This is a genomic window from Pseudomonas trivialis, assembly GCF_001439805.1.
Taxonomy (GTDB): Bacteria; Pseudomonadota; Gammaproteobacteria; order Pseudomonadales; family Pseudomonadaceae; genus Aquipseudomonas; species Aquipseudomonas trivialis.
Window position 1 is genome coordinate 238,372 of the sequence record NZ_JYLK01000006.1, and the last position, 17,917, is coordinate 256,288.

The 17,917-nt window shown below is 64.1% G+C and carries 7 protein-coding genes; 3 read left to right on the forward strand and 4 right to left on the reverse strand.

Going from position 1 to position 17,917, the window contains the following annotated elements:
* Nucleotides 1–75: 75 nt before the first annotated feature.
* The 3 genes from TU79_RS11850 to TU79_RS11860 all read right to left on the reverse strand — a co-directional run bounded on the left by TU79_RS11850 (nt 76) and on the right by TU79_RS11860 (nt 14,874).
* Nucleotides 76–1,050, reverse strand: a complete 975-nt coding sequence (locus TU79_RS11850; RefSeq protein ID WP_057008144.1) for a carbohydrate binding domain-containing protein — start codon at nt 1,048–1,050, stop codon at nt 76–78.
* A 130-nt stretch (nt 1,051–1,180) separates the two neighbouring features.
* Nucleotides 1,181–14,071 carry a non-ribosomal peptide synthetase gene (locus TU79_RS11855; RefSeq protein WP_057008145.1) on the reverse strand — a complete coding sequence of 4,297 codons (12,891 nt, stop codon included), beginning with the start codon at nt 14,069–14,071 and terminating at the stop codon, nt 1,181–1,183.
* Between the two features lie 50 nt (nt 14,072–14,121).
* Nucleotides 14,122–14,874, reverse strand: a complete 753-nt coding sequence (locus TU79_RS11860; protein ID WP_057008146.1) for a thioesterase II family protein — start codon at nt 14,872–14,874, stop codon at nt 14,122–14,124.
* Between the two features lie 300 nt (nt 14,875–15,174).
* On the opposite strand from TU79_RS11860, the gene TU79_RS11865 reads away from it, so the two are divergent.
* A complete protein-coding gene (locus TU79_RS11865) occupies nt 15,175–15,726 on the forward strand; it encodes an RNA polymerase factor sigma-70 (RefSeq protein WP_057008147.1) in 552 nt (183 codons plus the stop codon).
* A 273-nt stretch (nt 15,727–15,999) separates the two neighbouring features.
* On the opposite strand, the gene TU79_RS11870 is transcribed toward TU79_RS11865, so the two are convergent.
* Nucleotides 16,000–16,788 carry a substrate-binding periplasmic protein gene (locus tag TU79_RS11870; protein ID WP_057008148.1) on the reverse strand — a complete coding sequence of 263 codons (789 nt, stop codon included), beginning with the start codon at nt 16,786–16,788 and terminating at the stop codon, nt 16,000–16,002.
* A gap of 233 nt (nt 16,789–17,021) precedes the next feature.
* Between TU79_RS11870 and TU79_RS11875 the strand changes: the two genes are divergently transcribed.
* Nucleotides 17,022–17,564 (forward strand): 3'-5' exonuclease, encoded by a 543-nt coding sequence (locus tag TU79_RS11875; protein ID WP_057008149.1) that lies wholly within the window; start codon nt 17,022–17,024, stop codon nt 17,562–17,564.
* A 63-nt stretch (nt 17,565–17,627) separates the two neighbouring features.
* Nucleotides 17,628–17,912, forward strand: a complete 285-nt coding sequence (gene ppnP, locus TU79_RS11880; protein ID WP_057008150.1) for a pyrimidine/purine nucleoside phosphorylase — start codon at nt 17,628–17,630, stop codon at nt 17,910–17,912.
* Nucleotides 17,913–17,917: the final 5 nt, after the last annotated feature.

Consider the following 17,917-nt stretch of genomic DNA (forward strand, 5'->3'; position numbering starts at 1 on the left):
AAAGGTCACCCGCCACAAGACGAAGTCTTTAACAAGAGTGCCCGCTTAAGAGCGGGCACTGCAGGAGGGCCTCAGCTAAACTTCCTCGACGAGCAAATAGTCAATAAGATAGTCATTACCCGTCATACCATTACGCTCGTGGCTATGGAGAACCAGCAGTGCGGAATCGCTGCTCGCCACAAAGGTGCCAGTGAGTGTCACCCACTTATTCAGGTCAGTAAGAGTTTCGATACCCGTGATGGCTGCGTTGTCTACTTTCAATGAAAGTTTTGGCGTTGGATCAGCCGTGTTATACCGGCGAACACGCGCGGAGAACGCATAGGTAGTGCCGCTTTCCAAATCATCAAACCCCCGATGCAAGACCGCCCCGAGATTTTTATCTGTATAGGTGATGTTTCTAACGGCGTAATTCTCGGTGCCGTCGTTTGCCACACCCAATGATTCAAAAGTGAGATCCCTTGGGTCCGGAGCCGCCGGGCCGACTTCCCAGCGTCCAAATGTGCGGTCATTGAAATGCGTCAGGTCTCGATAATACTTGCGAAGCGTATATTTCGACTCCGGAAAAGTAATCACCGGTCCGTCTTCACAGCAGGCATCGACCGTGGTTCTGAATACGACAGTCAACTCGGTCTTGTTAGGAAACTTATTCAGTTCTTTACGTAGAAGCGGACGTGATACCCCGTCCTTTTCATCAGTATCCGTAAGGGGCTCACCGTCCATCAACTTGACAGTATGGGAAGTACCATCCTTTAGAAGGCCTGTGACCTCCAGCCACCCCGGCTGCCCTGCTTTCATGAAGCCCCATTTTTCCACAACGACAGCGACGCTCCCTTCATCGCCGCGCAACTCCAACACCTCCTCAACGGCCTCGGGCACTTTCGGTTTCGACAACGCTACCGGCACACTGAAGTGCAGGTCGGTGATCACTTCACAGACCCGGGTCACGGTACTTCTGATCGTCATGACTTTAGTGACGTCAGGACGCTCCAGCGCCGCGGGTGTCTGATCACATTTGATGCCACTTTTCGACGTTAACTGTTTACTAGTCACTGTAAGCCTCCGGGGTCCAGCCAAATAGTCGTTATCCTTAAACAAGGTCTATTTACTGCCTGAGCGCCAGAAGCTGTCTACTGTCAACCTTGACAGGTACTTCAGGCCAGCGGCTGGCGGAGCCGTCCCGTTAAAGCCCCTCCAACTCGGCCATCAAATCACTCAGCCGGTCCACCTTCTCCACGCTGATCTCATTGCCCGCCAACCCCTCGATATACTCGGCCAGCTCCGCCACCGTGCTGCACTCGAACATCGCCCGCAGCGGCACATCCCGTTGCAGGGTTTTCTGCACCCGCGAGGCGATCTGTGTGGCGAGCAACGAGTGGCCGTCCAGTTCGAAGAAGTTGTCCCGTACCCCTACCCGTTCGACTTTCAGCACCTCTGCCCAGATTGCAGCCAGAGTGATTTCCAGTTCGTTGCGCGGAGCCAGGTAATCCTGACTGTGCAATGGGCCGATTTCCAATTCCGGCAACGCGTTGCGGTCAAGTTTGCCATTGGCGTTGAGCGGCAGGCGGTCAAGCCATAGCCAGTGCAGCGGCACCATGTATTCCGGCAGTTCGGCGCGCAGGCGTTGCTTGATGCGGTCCAGGCGTTCGCCGGGGTCAAGCGCCGCGTCGGCGGTCACCAGGTAGCCCACCAGGTGTTTGCCGTTGACACCTTCCTGCACGCCCACCGCCGCGTCGCGTACTTCGGGTTGCTCGTGCAGACGCGCTTCGATTTCACCCAGTTCGATGCGGTAACCGCGAATCTTCACCTGATGGTCGACACGCCCCACGTATTCCAGCACGCCATCACTGCGGCGCCGGGCAAGGTCGCCGGTGCGATAGAGACGCTCGCCCGCCGCGCCGAACGGGTTGGGTACAAATGCCTGGGCGGTGCGCAACGGATCGCTGACATAGCCGCGGCCCACACCGGTGCCAGCCACGCACAACTCACCCACGGCGCCTTGCGGCACCAGGTCCAGCGCACCGTCCAACAGGTACAACCGGTTGTTGTCGGTCGGCGTGCCAATCGGCAGGTACGTGCCGCGTGTCGAGGCCAGATCGACGCGGAAGAACGCCACGTCGTCCGAGCATTCAGCCGGGCCGTAGGCATTCACCAGGCCAATCTGCGGATAGCGTTGCAGCCATTGATGGGCCAGCTCCGGCGGCATCGCTTCACCCGTCGGCAGCATCCAGCGCAGCCCGTCCAGACTGACGCGTTCCTGGGCCAGCATGCCCTGGATCAGCGAAGGCACGCTTTCCAGCACGGTAATGCCTCGCGCCTGCACATGTTCGAGCAAGCCCTGGGGATCATGGGCGATGGCGTTCGGCACAATATCCACCCGCGCACCGAACAGCGGCGCCGCGAGAAACTGCCACACGGAAATATCGAAGCTTTGCGAAGCGGTCTGCGCGATGACGTCCGCCGGCGAAAGCTCCAGATACGGCACCTTGCTCAACTGGTTGTTGAGCATGCCGCGCTGTTCAACCATCACGCCTTTTGGCTGACCGGTAGAGCCCGAGGTGTAGATCACGTAGGCGAGGTTGTCCGGCGCACTGTAAACGCCCGGATTTTCACCACGGGCCGGCACCTCTTCCCATACCAGCAACTGGCAATCGGTGCCTTCGAGCAACTCGATGGCCTGTTCGCGACACGCTTCACTGCACACCAGCAACGGCGTGCGGCTCAGCGCAATGATGCGGCTCAGCCGCTGAGCAGGCAGGCCCGGGTCCAGCGGCAGGTAACCGGCACCGGCCTTGAAGCTGCCGATGATCATGCCCAGCAAGTCGAGGTTGCGCTCGGCCAGCAACGCCACCGGTTGATCCACGCCGACACCCGCGCTGATCAACGCATGGCCCAGGCCGTTGCTGCGGCGGTTCAGTTCCTCATAGGTCCATCGCTGGTCCAGGCAACTGGCGGCAATGCGCTGCGGATGCTGCGCCACCTGTTCTTCGAACAGCTCAACGTAGCTGCGCGCCAGCGGGTAATCCTGTGCGCTCTGGTTACAGCCCTCCACCAGAAACCTACGCTCCTGCTCGCCGATCAGCGGCAGGTCGGCCATGTCGCCATGAAAGCCCTGCATCAGCGCCAGGAGCAGGCGCTTGAACTCGCCGAGCATGCCTTGCACGGTGGCTTCATCAAAGTAGCGCTGGTCGTAGGACAGGTGCAAACCGAGGTCATCGCCCGGATAGCACACCGCCGTCAGCGGGAAGTTGGTGTGGGTGCGACCGGAATCCGAGGTGGCGCTCAGGCTCTGCGCACGGTCCAGCACCGAGGTGTCCACCGGGGCGTTTTCGAACACGAACAGGCTGTCGAACAGCGGCTGGCCCTTGGGCAGTTCGCTGTGTTCCTGAATCGTCACCAACGGCAGGTATTCGTACTCGCGCAGTTGCATGTTGCTGTCGAGCAGGCCGCTCAACCACTGGCGCACGCCGCACGGCTGGTCGTCCTCGGGCAGCTTCACCCGCAGCGCGATGCTGTTGATGAACAGGCCAACGGTGCGTTGCATCTCGGGCATGTCCACCGGGCGCCCGGCCACGGTGACACCGAACAGCACGTCACGCTCGCCGCTCAACCGCCGCAATACCAGGGCCCACGCCGCCTGGGCAAAGGTATTGACGGTCAGTTGATGGGCCTGGGCCAGTTCGCGCAGTTGCGCGCCGTCGCGGGTATCCAGCCGGGTGTAGCAGTCGCCCACCAGCATGCCGCCGCTGTGGCCGGCATGTTCGCGCAGGAACGGCCGGTCGCTGGGGATCGGCGTGGTGCGCTCGAAACCCTGCAGGTTGCGCTGCCACCACTGGCGCGCTTCGTTGAGGTCCTGGCGTTGCAGCCAGGCGATATAGTCACGGTAACGCGGCGGCGTGGCCAGTTGCGCCGTGCGGCCTTCGCCCAGGGCCAGGTAGATCTCGAAGAAGTCATTCATCAGCAGCGAACGGCACCAGGCGTCGATGAGGATGTGGTGGTTGCTCATCATGAACCAATAGCGCGCTTCGCCCACACGGATCAGGCGCAGGTGGAACGGCGCCTGGTTGAGCAGATCGAACCCGGCTTCGCGCTCCTGCTTGAGCAACGCTTGCAGGCGCGGCTCATGCTCGTCTTCGCGGTCGCCGCGCCAGTCCAGGTACTCAATCGGCGTGTTGCCGGGTTTGTGGATCACTTGCAGCATGTCTTCGCCGACGTTCCAGCAAAACGACGCACGCAGGGCCTCGTGGCGTGCGATCACCGCTTGCCAGGCCTGGGCGAAACGCTCGGGGTCGAGCACGCTGTTGATGCGGTAGCGGTCCTGCATGTAATACAGGCCGGTGCCCGGTTCGAGCAAGGTGTGCAGCAGTAAGCCTTCCTGCATCGGCGTCAGCGGGTAGACGTCTTCGATCCGGTTCGCCGCCACCGGCAGGCTGTCGAGCTGCCCCTGGCTCAGGTGCGCCAGGGGGAAGTCGGACGGCGTGAGGCCAAAAGCTTCGTCTTCCAGGCAATGGGCGATCAGGCCTTGCAGCTCGGCCAGGTACCCATCGGCCAGCGCGCGAATGGTCTGCGGCTCATGGCGTTCGCGGCTGAAGGTCCAGCGCAGCACCAGTTCGCCGCCGTACACCTGGCTGTCGACGCTCAGCTCATTGGGCAGCGGCGCGTCCGGGTCGTGCGCCAGGCCGGCCGACGCATCCAGCGGATGGAACAGCGCGTCGCTGCCAAAACTCTGGTCGAACTGGCCGAGGTAGTTGAAGGTAATAGGCGCGTCCGGCAGCGCCGCCAGGGTCTGTTGGCACAGGTCGTCGGCCAGGTAACGCAGTACGCCGTAGCCCAGGCCTTTGTGCGGCACGCCGCGCAGTTGCTCCTTGATCGCCTTGATCGAATCGCCCTGCGCAGCCGCCGGCGTCAGGCGCACCGGATAGGCGCTGGTGAACCAGCCGACGCTGCGGGTCAGGTCGATGTCATCGAACAACGCTTCGCGGCCGTGGCCTTCCAGTTGGATCACGGCCGAGTCGTGGCCGCTCCAGCGACACACCACCCGCGCCAGGGCGGTCAGCAGCAGGTCGTTGACCTGAGTGCGGTAAGCGCTGGGCGCCTGCTGCAACAGTTGGCGGGTGCGCTCGGCATCCAGGCGTACGCTGACCGTCTCGGCATCGCGGTTGCGCAACGTGCCCTGTGGCCGCGCCACCGGCAACAGCAGGGCAGGCCCGGCCAACTGACGTTGCCACAGGTTCAACTCTTCGCGCAGGGATTCGCTATGGGCATACGCCTGCAAGCGTGCCGCCCACTCGCGCAGCGCGCTGGTCTTGGCCGGCAGGCTGACGGAGCGGCCTTCGCTCAGTTGGCGATAAACGTTCTGCAAGTCTTCGAGCAACACGCGCCACGACACGCCATCCACCACCAGGTGATGGATCGCGATCAGCAGCCGTTGCTGCCCCTCGCGACCGTCGACCAGCAACGCACGCAACAGCGGACCCTGCTGCAGATCGAGGCTGCGCTGAGTCTCGGTGAACAGCGCGGCGCACTGCGCCATGTCCTGCACTTGCGCCTGCAGCAGCACACCACCGTGCGGCACACCCAGGTGTTCGGCGTGCCACTGCGCATCGCGCCGGGTGAAGCTCAGGCGCAGCGCATCGTGATGTTCCAGCACCGCCAGCAACGCCTGCTCCAGGCGATGAGGCTCAAGCCGTTGCAGCGGCTTGAGCAGCAACGCCTGATTCCAGTGCTCACGCGCCGGGATGTCGGTGTCGAAGAACCAGTGCTGGATGGGCGTGAGCGCCGAGGCGCCCGTGAGTACCCCTTGCTCCGCCATGACCTGCTCGGCACGCGTGGCAACGGCGGCGAGGGTCTGCACGGTCTGGTGCTGGAACAGATCGCGCGGGCTGAAGTGAATGCCGACCTGACGCGCGCGGCTGACCACTTGGATCGACAGGATCGAATCGCCGCCCAACTCAAAGAAGTTATCGTCGAGGCCAACCTGGCGCACGTTCAACACCGCGCACCAAATGGCGGCCAGGGTGCTTTGCAGTGCGGTGCGTGGCGCCACGTACTGTTGGCGATTGGCCTCGGGGTCGGGCTGCGGCAAGGCGCGGCGGTCGAGTTTGCCGTTGGCGGTGAGCGGCATGCTGTCGAGCACGATCAGGTGCGCAGGCACCATGTAGTCCGGTAACTGCGCCTTGAGGTGCGCCTTCAGCGCATCGCGCAACGCGCCGTGCTGCGCATCGCTGACCAAATAAGCGACCAGTTGTTTGCCGCTCGGCGCATCCAGCGCCAGCACCACCGCTTCACGCACGGCCGGGTGTTCGAGCAGGCGGGTTTCGATCTCGCCCAGCTCAATGCGAAACCCACGAATCTTTACCTGATGGTCGATGCGGCCCAGGTACTCGAGCAGCCCGTCGGCACGCTGGCGCACCAGATCACCGGTGCGGTAAAGGCGACCGCCCTCGCGGGCAAACGGGTCCGCGACAAAACGCTCCGCCGTCATGCCCGGCCGTTGGTGATACCCCTGGGCCAGACCGGCACCGCCGATGTACAGCTCGCCGGTTGCGCCTTGCGGCACCAGGGCCAGGTCGGCGTCGAGAATATAGGCGACGCGCGCGCCGATGAGGCTGCCGATCGGTACGCTGGCGGCACCCTCCTCCAGTTGCTCCGGGGCCAGGCTGGCGAGCGGCATCACCACGGTTTCGGTCGGGCCATAGGCATTGAAAAACACCTGCGGCTGGAACGCGGCACGAATGCGCTGCAGGTGTTCACCGGTCAGCGCTTCGCCACCGGTGATGCACATGCGCACCGGCAACGTCTGCTGCTGCGTGGCCAGCCATTGCGCCAACTGGCTGCCGTAGCTGGGGGTAAAGCCGAGGATATTGATGCGATGGGTACGGATCAGCGCGCAGACTTCCTCGGCATCCCACTGCCCCTGGGCGCGCAGTACCACCTGCGCGCCGCTGAGCAGCGGCACCAGTAAACGTTCGGTGGCGGCGTCGAAGTTGATCGAATAAAAATGCAGCTCGCAGTCGTCCGGGCGCATGCCGAAACGCTCGATCACCGCCTGGCAATGCATGGCGATTTCACCGTGGGACACCACCACGCCCTTGGGCTTGCCGGTGGAGCCCGAGGTGTAGATCAGGTACGCCTGGTGCTGCGCCAGGTTGATAAACGGCAGCTCATCGGCCGGGTAGTTCGCCAGCGCCGGCAGGTCGTCTTCCAGGCACCAGCAGGCCACGCTCGCCGGCAATGGGCCAAGGGCTTGGAACATCGCGGCATCGCTGAGCAACAGGCCGATGCCGCTGTCTTCGATCATGTAGCGCAGACGATCCAGCGGGTATTCCGGGTCCAGCGGCACGTAGGCGCCGCCGGCCTTGAGGATCGCCAGCAAGCCAACGACCATTTCCAGTGAGCGCGGCAACGCCAGGCCCACTCGCACCTGCGGGCCCACGCCGCGCTCGCGCAGCATCCACGCCAGGCGATTGGCGCGCGCATCGAGTTCTGCGTAGGTCAGGGTTTGACCGGCAAAGGTCAGCGCCGGTGCGTCGCCACGCTTGAGCGCCTGTTGGCTGAACAGAGAATGGATGCACTGGTCGAGACGGTGCTCGCCGGCTTCAACGCCGAGGCTGTCCTGCAACGCACGTTGCTCAACCGCCGTGAGCAACGGCAACTCACTGAGGCGCTGCTGCGGATCGGCGATCAGCGCTTCGAGCAGGTTGCGCCAATGCACGGCCATGCGTGCAATGCGTGGTTCATCGAACAGGTCGGTGCTGTAGGTCAGGCAGCAACCCAAGCGATGGTCGAGGTCGGTGACTTCCAGGTTGAGGTCGAACTTGGTGGCGCGCGCATCGTTGGCCAGGTACTCGACGCTCATGCCGGCCAACTGGCGGCTTTGCTGGAATTCCCAGCGCTGCACGTTGCACATCACCTGGAACAGCGGGTTGTACGCCGCGCTGCGTGGCGGTTGCAGGGCTTCAACCAGATGGTCGAACGGCAGGTCCTGGTGAGACTGGCCCTCGATCACCGTATGGCGCACCTGCTCGAACAGCTCGCCGACGCTCATCTGCCCGTTGAGCCGGCAGCGCAGCACCTGGGTGTTGAGGAACGCGCCGATCAGCCCTTCGCTTTCCGGGCGAATGCGGTTGGCCACCGGCGCGCCGATGCGCAGGTCGGTCTGGCCGCTGTAGCGGTAGAGCAACACGGCCAGTGTCGCGGTCATGGTCATGAACAGCGTGAGGCCGCGTTCGGCGTTGAACGCACGCACGCGCGCCGCCAGATCATCGCTCAGATCAAAGCGATACAACTCGCCACGATGGCTTTGCACGGACGGCCGAGGACGGTCGCCGGGCAGCTCCAGCAACGGATGCTCATGCCCGAGTTGCGCGGTCCAGTAATCGAGCTGGCGCTGCCGCTCGCCGGCTTCCATCCACTGGCGTTGCCACACGCTGTAGTCCAGGTATTGCACGGGCAGCGGCGCCAGCGGCGAGTCGCGCTCGTCGATAAAGGCTTCGTACAGGGCGCTCAGTTCACGGGCAAAGATGTCCATGGCCCAGCCTTCGGTGACGATGTGGTGCAGGGTCAGCACCAGGTAGTGTTCCTGCTCGGCGGCCTTGACCAGGCACGCGCGCAGCAACGGCCCGGTTTCCAGATTGAAGGGGGTGTGGGCTTCGTGATCGGCCAGTTGCTGGATGCGTTGCTGGCGCTCGGTTTCGTTCAGCGCAGAGACATCCTGCCAGTCCATGCGCAAGCCGGTTTGCGCCGCGACCCGCTGATACGCCACGCCATCGACGCTCGGGAACGTGGTGCGCAGGGTTTCGTGGCGCATGATCAGGGCCTGTAACGCCGCCTCGAACCGCCCCACATCCAGCACGCCGCGCAGACGCGCCATGCCGCCGACGTTGTAGGCCGGGCTGTCGGGCTCCATTTGCCAGAGGAACCACATGCGCTGCTGGGAGTAGGACAGCGGCACCTTCTGGCTGCGGTCGACCCTGGCGATGGCGGTTTGCTGATTGCGCTGGCCGGCGTCCTGGATCAGCGCGACCTGCGCGGCAAAGGCGCCCAGTTCGCTGGCGTCGAACAGGGTGCGCAATGGCAGCTCGACGTCGCAGGCCTGGCGGACGCGCGAGATGATTTGCGTGGCCAGCAACGAGTGGCCACCGAGGGCGAAAAAGTCGTCGTGCAGGCCGATGCGCGGCAGGCCAAGCACGTCGCGCCAGATCGCGGCGATTTGCTGCTGCAGTGGAGATTGCGGCTCGACGTGTTCGCGGGTGTGCCACACCGGCTCCGGCAATGCGCGGTGGTCGAGTTTGCCGCTGGGGCTCAGGGGCATCGCGTCCAGGCGCATCAGTACGGCGGGCACCATGTACTCCGGCAGCTCGGCAGCCAGAGCGGTTTTCAGCGTATGAGCGTCCAGCTCGGCATGGCCGGTGTAGTAGCCAATCAACTGCGCATCGCGCACCAACACCACGGCCTGGGCGACACCGGCCTGGGCGAGCAGGCGCGCCTGGATTTCTTCCGGCTCCACGCGAAACCCGCGCAGCTTCACTTGCTGATCCAGACGGCCGAGGTATTCGAGCACGCCGTCACTGCTCCAGCGCGCGCGGTCGCCGGTGCGGTACAGGCGCGTGCCTGCCTCGCCCAGCGGGTCGGCGACAAAGCGTTCGGCGGTCAGCCCGGCACGGCCCAGGTAACCCCGGGCCAGGCCGCTGCCGCCGATGCACAGTTCGCCCGGCACACCGGCCGGCAGCGGGTTGAGTTGCGCGTCCAGCACGCGGCAGATCACGTTGCCCAGCGGCCGGCCAATCGGCGAGCGCTCGCCATCGGCCAGCGCGCACTGCCAGTGGGTGACGTTGATCGCGGTTTCCGTCGGGCCATAGCGGTTGTGCAACTGCACCGCCGGCAACTGCGCCAGCACGCGGTTGCGCAACTCGGCGGGCAAGGCTTCGCCGCCCGAGAACAGGCGACGCAGGGTAGTGCACTCGGCTGCCAGCGGTTCGTCGATAAACACCTGCAACAGTGGCGGCACGAAGTGCAGCGTGGTCACGCCATGTGCCTGCACCAACTGCGCAATGCGATGAGGATCGCGATGCTCGCCGGGACCTGCCAGCAGCAGACGGCACCCGGTGATCAATGGCCAGAAGCATTCCCACACCGACACGTCGAAACTGATCGGCGCCTTTTGCATCAGCACGTCGCTGGCGTTGAGCTGATAGGTGGCCTGCATCCACTGCAAGCGCTCGGCCAGGGCCGCATGGGTATTGCCCACGCCCTTGGGCTGGCCGGTGGAGCCGGAGGTGTAGATCACGTAGGCAAGATTGTCGCCGTGCAGGTGCAGACCGGGTGGCTGGGTTGGCCAGCTGTCCAGGTGCAGGCTGTCCATGGCGATGACGCACACCCCTTCGGCGCTGGGCAGTTGCGCCAGCAGTGAGGTCTGGGTGAGCAGCAGGTGCGCGCCGCTGTCCTTGAGCATGTAGGCCAGGCGCTCGGCCGGGTAATCCGGGTCGAGTGGCACGTAGGCGCCGCCAGCCTTGATGATCGCCAGCAGGCCGACCAGCAGCTGCGGCGAGCGCTCGGCGGCGATGGCCACGCACACGTCCGGGCCGACGCCTTTGTCGCGCAGGTAATGGGCCAGGCGGTTGGCCTGGGTGTGCAGTTGGGCAAAGCTCAGGCTGCCGTGCTCCCAGACCAGCGCGGTAGCGTGCGAGGTGTGCTGATTGAGCCACTCGGGCAGCCACTGGGTGGCAGGCGCACAGGGCGCGGTGCTCCATTGCTGCTGCTCGTCATGGTGCATCAGCGGCAAATCGCCAATCGCCTGTTGCGGCTGCGCGCAGGCGGCCTGCAGCAGCGTGAGGTAGTGTTCGGCGAGGCGCTGGATGGTTGCGCCATCGAACAGCTCATCGGCGTAGTCGAACGCCAGGCTCAGGCGCCCATTGCGGTCTTCTTCGCTGTGCAGTTGCAGGTCGAACTTGGCTTCGCGGCTGTGCCATGGCAGCTCATCGGCGAGCATGCCGGGCAGGCGACGCAATGCACCGAGGTCACGTTGCTGGTGGTTGAACATGACCTGGAACAGGCCCTGTTCGCGGGCCTGGGGGAAGGCTTCCAGCAATTGCTCGAAGGGCAGGTCCTGATGGGCCTGGGCGCCGAGTGCGGCCTGGCGCGTTGCCGCCAGCAGCTCATCGAATGGCAGGCACCCGTCCAGTTCGGCACGCAGCACCAAGGTGTTGATGAAGAAGCCGACCAGCCCCTGGGTTTCCTGGCGCGGACGGTTGGCGTTGGGCACGCCGATGCGAATATCGCGCTGGCCGCTGTAGCGATGGAGCAGCGTCTGGAACGCGGCGAGCAACAGCATGAACGGCGTCGACTCGTGGGCCTGGGCCGCGTTGCGCACCGCGTCGCTGAGGGCGGCGCTCAGGCGCACGCTGTGGCGCGAGGCACTGTGGCGGTGACGGGTTGAGCGTGGGTGGTCGGTGGTCAGGCTCAAGGCCGGATGCTCATCACCAAGTCGAGCCTTCCAGTAGGCCAGTTGCCGCTGGCCTGCGCCTTCGGCCAACCATTGGCGCTGCCAACTGCCGTAATCGGCGTATCGCAAGGTCAGCGGCGCCAGCTCCAGGGGCTGCCCCTGGGAGGCGGCGGCGTACAGGCGCGAGAATTCATCGATAAGGATATTCAGCGACCAACCATCGGCAATGATGTGGTGCAGGGTCACCAGCAAGTGGTGCTCTTCATCGTTCAGACGCACCAGGGTCACCCCCAGCAGCGGGCCCTTTTCGAGATCGAACCGGGTATGCGCCTGGTCCTCGCGGATCTGCTGGGCGCGGGCGTCACGCTCAGTGACGGGCAGGTCGCTGAGGTCGATGACGTGCAGCTCGAACGGCCTGCTCGCCTCGATGCGCTGGAAGGCCTGGCCGTCGCGCTCGTAGAAGCGCGTGCGCAGCGCTTCGTGACGCTGGACCAGGTATTGGAAGCTTGCGCGTACGGCGTCTTCATCCAGTTCGCCGCGCAGGCGCAGCGCGCCGGGAATGGTGTAGGCGCTGCTGTCAGGCTCCAACTGCCAGGTAATCCAAAGACGGTTCTGCGCCAGGGATTGCGGCAGTTCGCCCCCGCGCGACAGGGCCTGAATCGCGCCTTCGGCGACGCCGCCGTCCTGCTGCAAGCGGGCGACGCTGGCAGCAAAACCCTGCAGGGTGGGCGCTTCGAACAGCAGGCGCAGGTTCAGCTCCAGACCCAGGCGTTCGCGCAGCCGCGCGACCACCTGGGTGGCGGTGATGGAGTTGCCGCCGAGCAGGAAGAAGTGATCGTCGGCAGCGACCTGGGGGATTTGCAGCTGCTCGCACCAGATCGCGGCGATCTGGTGTTGCAGGTCGGATTGCAGCGCCGCATCACCGGCCTGCGCATGCGAACCGGGGAATTGCGCATAGCTGTCAAGGCTGCCATCGGCGTAACGAAGCGCGCAGGCGGCGCGCTGCACCTTGCCGCTGGAGGTCTTGGGCAGCGCGCCCGGATTGAGCAGCACCACCACGCTCGGCGCCTGTTGATACGCCTCGGCCACCGCCTGGCGAATGGCTTTGATCAGCGCTTCGGCCGGCAGGATTTTCTGCACGCTGCGGCTGACTTCGGCAGCGATGCCGATGCCCTCCAGCCCCTCTTCGTTTACCGCAAACGCGGCGACCCGGCCCTTGCGCACCACGTCCACTTCGCGCTCGATGGTCTGTTCGATGTCCTGGGGATACAGGTTGTGGCCGCGCACGATCAGCAGGTCCTTCAGACGACCGGTGATGTACACCTCGCCGTCGCGGATGAACGCCAGGTCACCGGTGCGCAGCCAGGTACGGCCAGCGCGCTGCACGAAAGTGTTGGCGGTGGCTTCAGGGTTGCGCCAGTAGCCGTGGGCGATGCTCGGGCCGCTGGCCCAGAGTTCGCCGACGTGGTTGTCCGCCAGTTCGCTCAGGGTATGCGGGTCGGCGATCAGCACGGCGTGGCCGGGCTGAGCGGTGCCGCAGCTCATGATCGCACTGCCCTGCCCCGGTTCGGCGCGGTTGCCGGTCAGGGCCTGGTCGTCCATGCGCAGCGCCGGGATGCCCTGGCCACGGCGGCCACCGGCGACAAACAGGGTCGCTTCGGCCAGGCCGTACGAGGCGAAGAAGTTGTTGGCGCTGAACCCGCACGCGGCGAATTTCTCGGCGAAGCGTTCCAGGGTATCGAGGCGGATCGGCTCGGAACCGGAATAGGCCACGCGCCATCGGCTCAGGTCGAGGCGCTCCAGTGCGGACTCGCTGACCCGTTCGCTGCACAGGCGGTAGGCGAAATCCGGACCGCCGCTGATGGTGCCGCCGTATTCGCTGATCGCTTCCAGCCAGCGCAACGGCCGGCCGAGAAAGTAGGCCGGCGACATCAGCACGCAGGGCACGCCGCTGAAGATCGGTTGCAGCAGGCCGCCGATCAGGCCCATGTCGTGGTACAGCGGCAGCCAGCTGACGATCACGTCTTGCGGGTTCAGGTCGATGCCAAAGCCACGGCGGATCAGCACTTCGTTGGCCACCAGGTTGCCATGGCTGACCTGCACGCCCTTGGGCAGCGCGGTGGAGCCGGAGGTGTATTGCAGGAAGGCGATGTCGTCGGGCTGCAGCTCGGGGGCGGCCCAGTCGCCGTCGCCCGGCAAGGTATCGACGCAGAGTATCGGCGGCGCGTTTTCTATCTGTGCCAGCCCCCCGGCGAGGCTGGCGATGGTCAGCAGCAGGCGCGGTTCGGCATCGCTGATGATCGACAGCAGACGCTCCTGGTGATGACGCCGGGTGGACTCCGGCGGGTAAGCCGGCACCGCGATCACCCCGGCGTACAGGCAGCCGAAGAACGCCGCCACATAGTCCGGCCCGCTGGGGAACAGCAACACTGCACGATCACCCTGTGCGGCGCTGGTTTGCAGGGCGGCGGCGATGGTGCGTGCGCGCAGGTCGAGGTCGCGGTAACTGAGCACCACGTTGTGCTCGGCGGACTCGGCGAGGAAGCGCAGGGCGACCTGGTCCGGTGTCTGCGCGGCGCGGCGTTGAAGGGACTGGACCAGGGTGCGGGGAAGTTCGAAGGCGTCCATCATGGGGTTCCTGCCTGAAATCGGCTTGCGGTAAATCGGGAAATAGGGGGCTGTCAGCCGGCGGCCAGCTGCCGCGCCGCGCCATTGCGCCAGCGGGCCAGGTGGTCTTCGGCGTAGCGGCGCAGGCAGCGCAGCACGGCGCTTTCGTGCTGCATGAGAAAGAAGTGGTGACCGTCGAACATGTCCAGGGAAAAACCGCTGGCGGCGTCAAGTTGCCAGTCGAGCAACTGGTCGGCGCGCACGCTGTCCTGCTTGCCGCCGAACACATGGATCGGCAGGCCCAGCGGCTCACGCCGGCCGTAGGTGAAACTGCCGCACAGCAGGAAGTCGGCGCGCAGGATCGGCAGCATCAGTTGCATCAATTCAGGGTTGGCCAGGGCTTCTTCGGCGGTGCCCTGCAGTTCGCGCAGACGGGCGATCAGTTGTTCATCGGTCTTTTCGACGGCGTATTCACTCACATCCCGACATGCCGGACCGGCCGTGCCTGAGGCAAACAGCGCCAGCGGCGCAGGCACATTGAGGGCACGCAGGGCGTGGACCAGTTCGAAGGCCAGCAGGCCGCCGAGGCTGTGGCCGAACAAGGCGTATGGGCCGTTCAAGTCACGGCTGATTTCCTCTGCAAGCTGCGCGGCCAGGGCCTTTATATCGCGCTGCAGCGGCTCGTCCATGCGCATGCCGCGCCCGGGCAATTCCACTGGGCACACCTGCAGCCAGTCCGGCAAGGATCGACGCCAGCGCGCATACACCATGGCGCTGGCGCCTGAGTAAGGCAGACAAAACAGCCGCAGTCGGGTTGGCGTACTCATTGAGCCGGAACTCCAGACAAAGACATGCTGTGCGCGCGGTACAAACCCATTGCGTCCTCCTGCGGGTGCTGGTCCATGGCCGTTTTTCCAACGAGCCTGTCACCCAGAAGAACGGACGGCAGCGGCAAATAATTAGTCGTCGAGGGCGAGCAAGAACGCTCGCTGCACACAAGACGCGCCCAAGATTAGTTCGCCTTCTCATTTGACAATCATTATCATTAAGCATAATTTGTTGCCCGATGTGTAGGAGGCCTCAGCAAGGAAGCCCTCCCCTAACCTATTAGCAGTCAGGTGATTTCCATGACGGAACAAGTATTCACAGGCAGGTGCGACTCACCGCTTCTCCAGGCCTTTGTCGACAATCGGCTGATTCTGGTGAAGATCGCAGCGCGTATTACCGGGTGCCGTTCCCGGGCCGAAGACGTGGTGCAGGACGCTTACTTCCGGCTGCAATCGGCGCCGACGATCACGTCATCGTTCAAGGCCCAGCTGAGTTACCTGTTCCAGATCGTGCGCAACCTGGCCATCGATCACTATCGCAAGCAGGCGCTGGAGCTCAAATATTCGGGAACCGAAGAGGAAGGCCTGAATGTGGTGATTCAAGGCGCTTCACCGGAAACCTCGCATATCAATTTCAGCACCCTGGAAAACATCGCCGACGCCCTGACGGAGCTGCCCCAGCGCACCCGCTATGCGTTCGAGATGTATCGTCTGCACGGCGTGCCGCAGAAGGACATCGCCAAGGAACTGGGGGTTTCACCGACGCTGGTGAACTTCATGATCCGCGACGCGCTGGTGCATTGCCGCAAGGTGTCGGGCAGCCACAGCGATACGTTTGCGCGCCGGATCTAAGCACACAGCGCAAACCAATGTGAGAGGGCGCAAGCCCCTTCTATCAAACACAAAATAACTGGTTGATTTAAAAACTGAAATTTCAGACAGCCACACTCCTGTGGCGAGCGGGCTTGCCCCGCGTTGGGCCGCGTAGCAGCCCCAAAACCAGGCTCTGAGCAGTATCAGGTACAACGCGCTTTCCTTAGATTGGGGGCGCTTCGCCCCCCAACGCGGGGCAAGCCCGCTCGCCACAACAAGCCCACTTGCCAAACAGACTCCAGTTTGCCAGCTTCAGTGCGCCGGCATCACATCGATGCGATACGGCTCGAAAATCTTCAACAACTGGCCGCCGTCGCGCAGGCGTTTGAGCAACTCGGCGAACGCCTCGCCGCTGATCGGCGCGTTCGGCCGCAGCAGTGCGTAGTGGTGATACACCTGGTCAACGCGTTCGGAGACCAGGTATTGCCCGGCCATGTCGGCATTGCGCACCAGAAAATCACTCAGGTAGGAGCGCGTCACCAGCGCGATATCGGCCCTGCCGCGTGCGACCATCAACAGGTTGCTGTCGTGGGAGTAGGTCAACGTGGCGTTGAACTGCTCGGCCATGAACCTGGGGTCGGGGTTGAAGTTGGCAAAGGCGTAGTGGTAGCCGCTGAACACTGCCAGGCGCTTGCCCTGGAGGTCGGCGAAATAATCCTGGCCGCGCCCGGGCTGTCGCTGGGCGACGAACACCTCGGCATCTTCCAGGCCCATGTCGACGGTGGTGTGGGGGATTTCCTGCCAGCCCCAGTCGGGGTTCTCGAAGATGGCCATGTCGATACGACCTTGCTCCAGATCGCGAAAACGCCGCGGGATCGAGGTGGGCACCAGCACAAAGCGGTAGTCACCCTGCGTGGCATTCAGCGCTTCGATCAATTGCGGCAGCAGGCCGGTATCGGCGCCCTGCTCGGGGCGTACGGTGTAGGGCGGGAAATGCGCGGCGCCGATCCTGACCACTTGCGCGGGATTGGTCTGCGCCCACCCTGCGGTGCCCAGCGCCCATAAAGTCAATCCTGCAGCCAGCCGCCATGGCGAAAACATCAAGGCACACACCGTTCGATTCTCTGATGGCGATAAGCTAGGCGTTTTTGTCCGCCGAGACAACTTTGTACTGGCAAATTAATAGTTTGCGTCTCCATCGGCGTTGCGCACCGCCATCCGCGCCAGCCCGGACACATCCGCAGCCCGGGCCCTGATCAAAACGTGGCGCGGAACTACAGGCCCCGGCTACGCTCTATCCCCATCAGGACGGGAACAGTACGGGAACCTGCACCATGCCTCATTGGCTGATTATTGACCTTGAAGCCACAACGGATGAAGGCGGCTGGCCCGTGACGGAGATGGAAGTCATCGAGATCGGCGCGAGCCTGGTCAACCGCCAGGGCCGCGAGCTGGATCATTTTCAGCGTTTTGTACGGCCGTTGCGCCGACCACTGCTGACGCCCTTTTGTCGCCAGCTCACCCATATCACTCAGGCGAATATCGACACGGCTGCGCCGATCACCGAGGTGTGGCCACTGTTCGAACGCTGGCTGGGCCAGCATCAATCGCGCCTGGAAGGCTGGGCCAGCTGGGGTGACTATGATCGCGCGCAGCTGGAGCTTGAATGGCAGCGTCATGGCCTGGCCAGCGCGCTCGCCCATACACTGCACGTGAACCTCAAGCAACGCTTCGCCAAGGCCCGGCGCCTGGACAAACCGCTGGGGCTCAACGGCGCTCTGCAATTGGCCGGCCTGCAGTTCCATGGCCAGCAGCACCGGGCACTGGAGGATGCACGCAACACTGCGCGCCTGCTGCCGCTGATTTTGCCGGTCTAGGCAGCTACAGCGGCCTTGGGCATACTGGCCGACCTTTCCAGACCCTTTTGCGAGGATTCGCCCATGTTCAAAGTCAACGAGTACTTCGACGGCACCGTCAAGTCGATCGCCTTCGGCACCGCAGAAGGTCCAGCGACCATCGGCGTCATGGCCCCGGGTGAATACGAATTCGGCACCGACCAGCGCGAAATCATGCACGTGGTGTCCGGCGCCCTGAGCGTCAAGCTGCCGGACGCCAGCGACTGGAAAACCGTCGCTGCCGGCAGCCGCTTCGACGTGCCGGCCAACAGCAAGTTCCAGCTCAAGGTCGCCGTCGACACCGCTTACCTGTGCGAATACCGCAGCTAAGCATT

Bases quoted from the DNA above. Each gene is read 5' to 3' on its own strand.
- TU79_RS11875 (WP_057008149.1), top strand. From the start codon at position 17,022: ATGCCTCATTGGCTGATTATTGACCTTGAAGCCACAACGGATGAAGGC.
- TU79_RS11865 (WP_057008147.1), top strand. From the start codon at position 15,175: ATGACGGAACAAGTATTCACAGGCAGGTGCGACTCACCGCTTCTCCAG.
- TU79_RS11855 (WP_057008145.1), bottom strand. From the start codon at position 14,071: ATGATGGACGCCTTCGAACTTCCCCGCACCCTGGTCCAGTCCCTTCAA.
- ppnP (WP_057008150.1), top strand. From the start codon at position 17,628: ATGTTCAAAGTCAACGAGTACTTCGACGGCACCGTCAAGTCGATCGCC.
- TU79_RS11860 (WP_057008146.1), bottom strand. From the start codon at position 14,874: ATGAGTACGCCAACCCGACTGCGGCTGTTTTGTCTGCCTTACTCAGGC.
- TU79_RS11870 (WP_057008148.1), bottom strand. From the start codon at position 16,788: ATGTTTTCGCCATGGCGGCTGGCTGCAGGATTGACTTTATGGGCGCTG.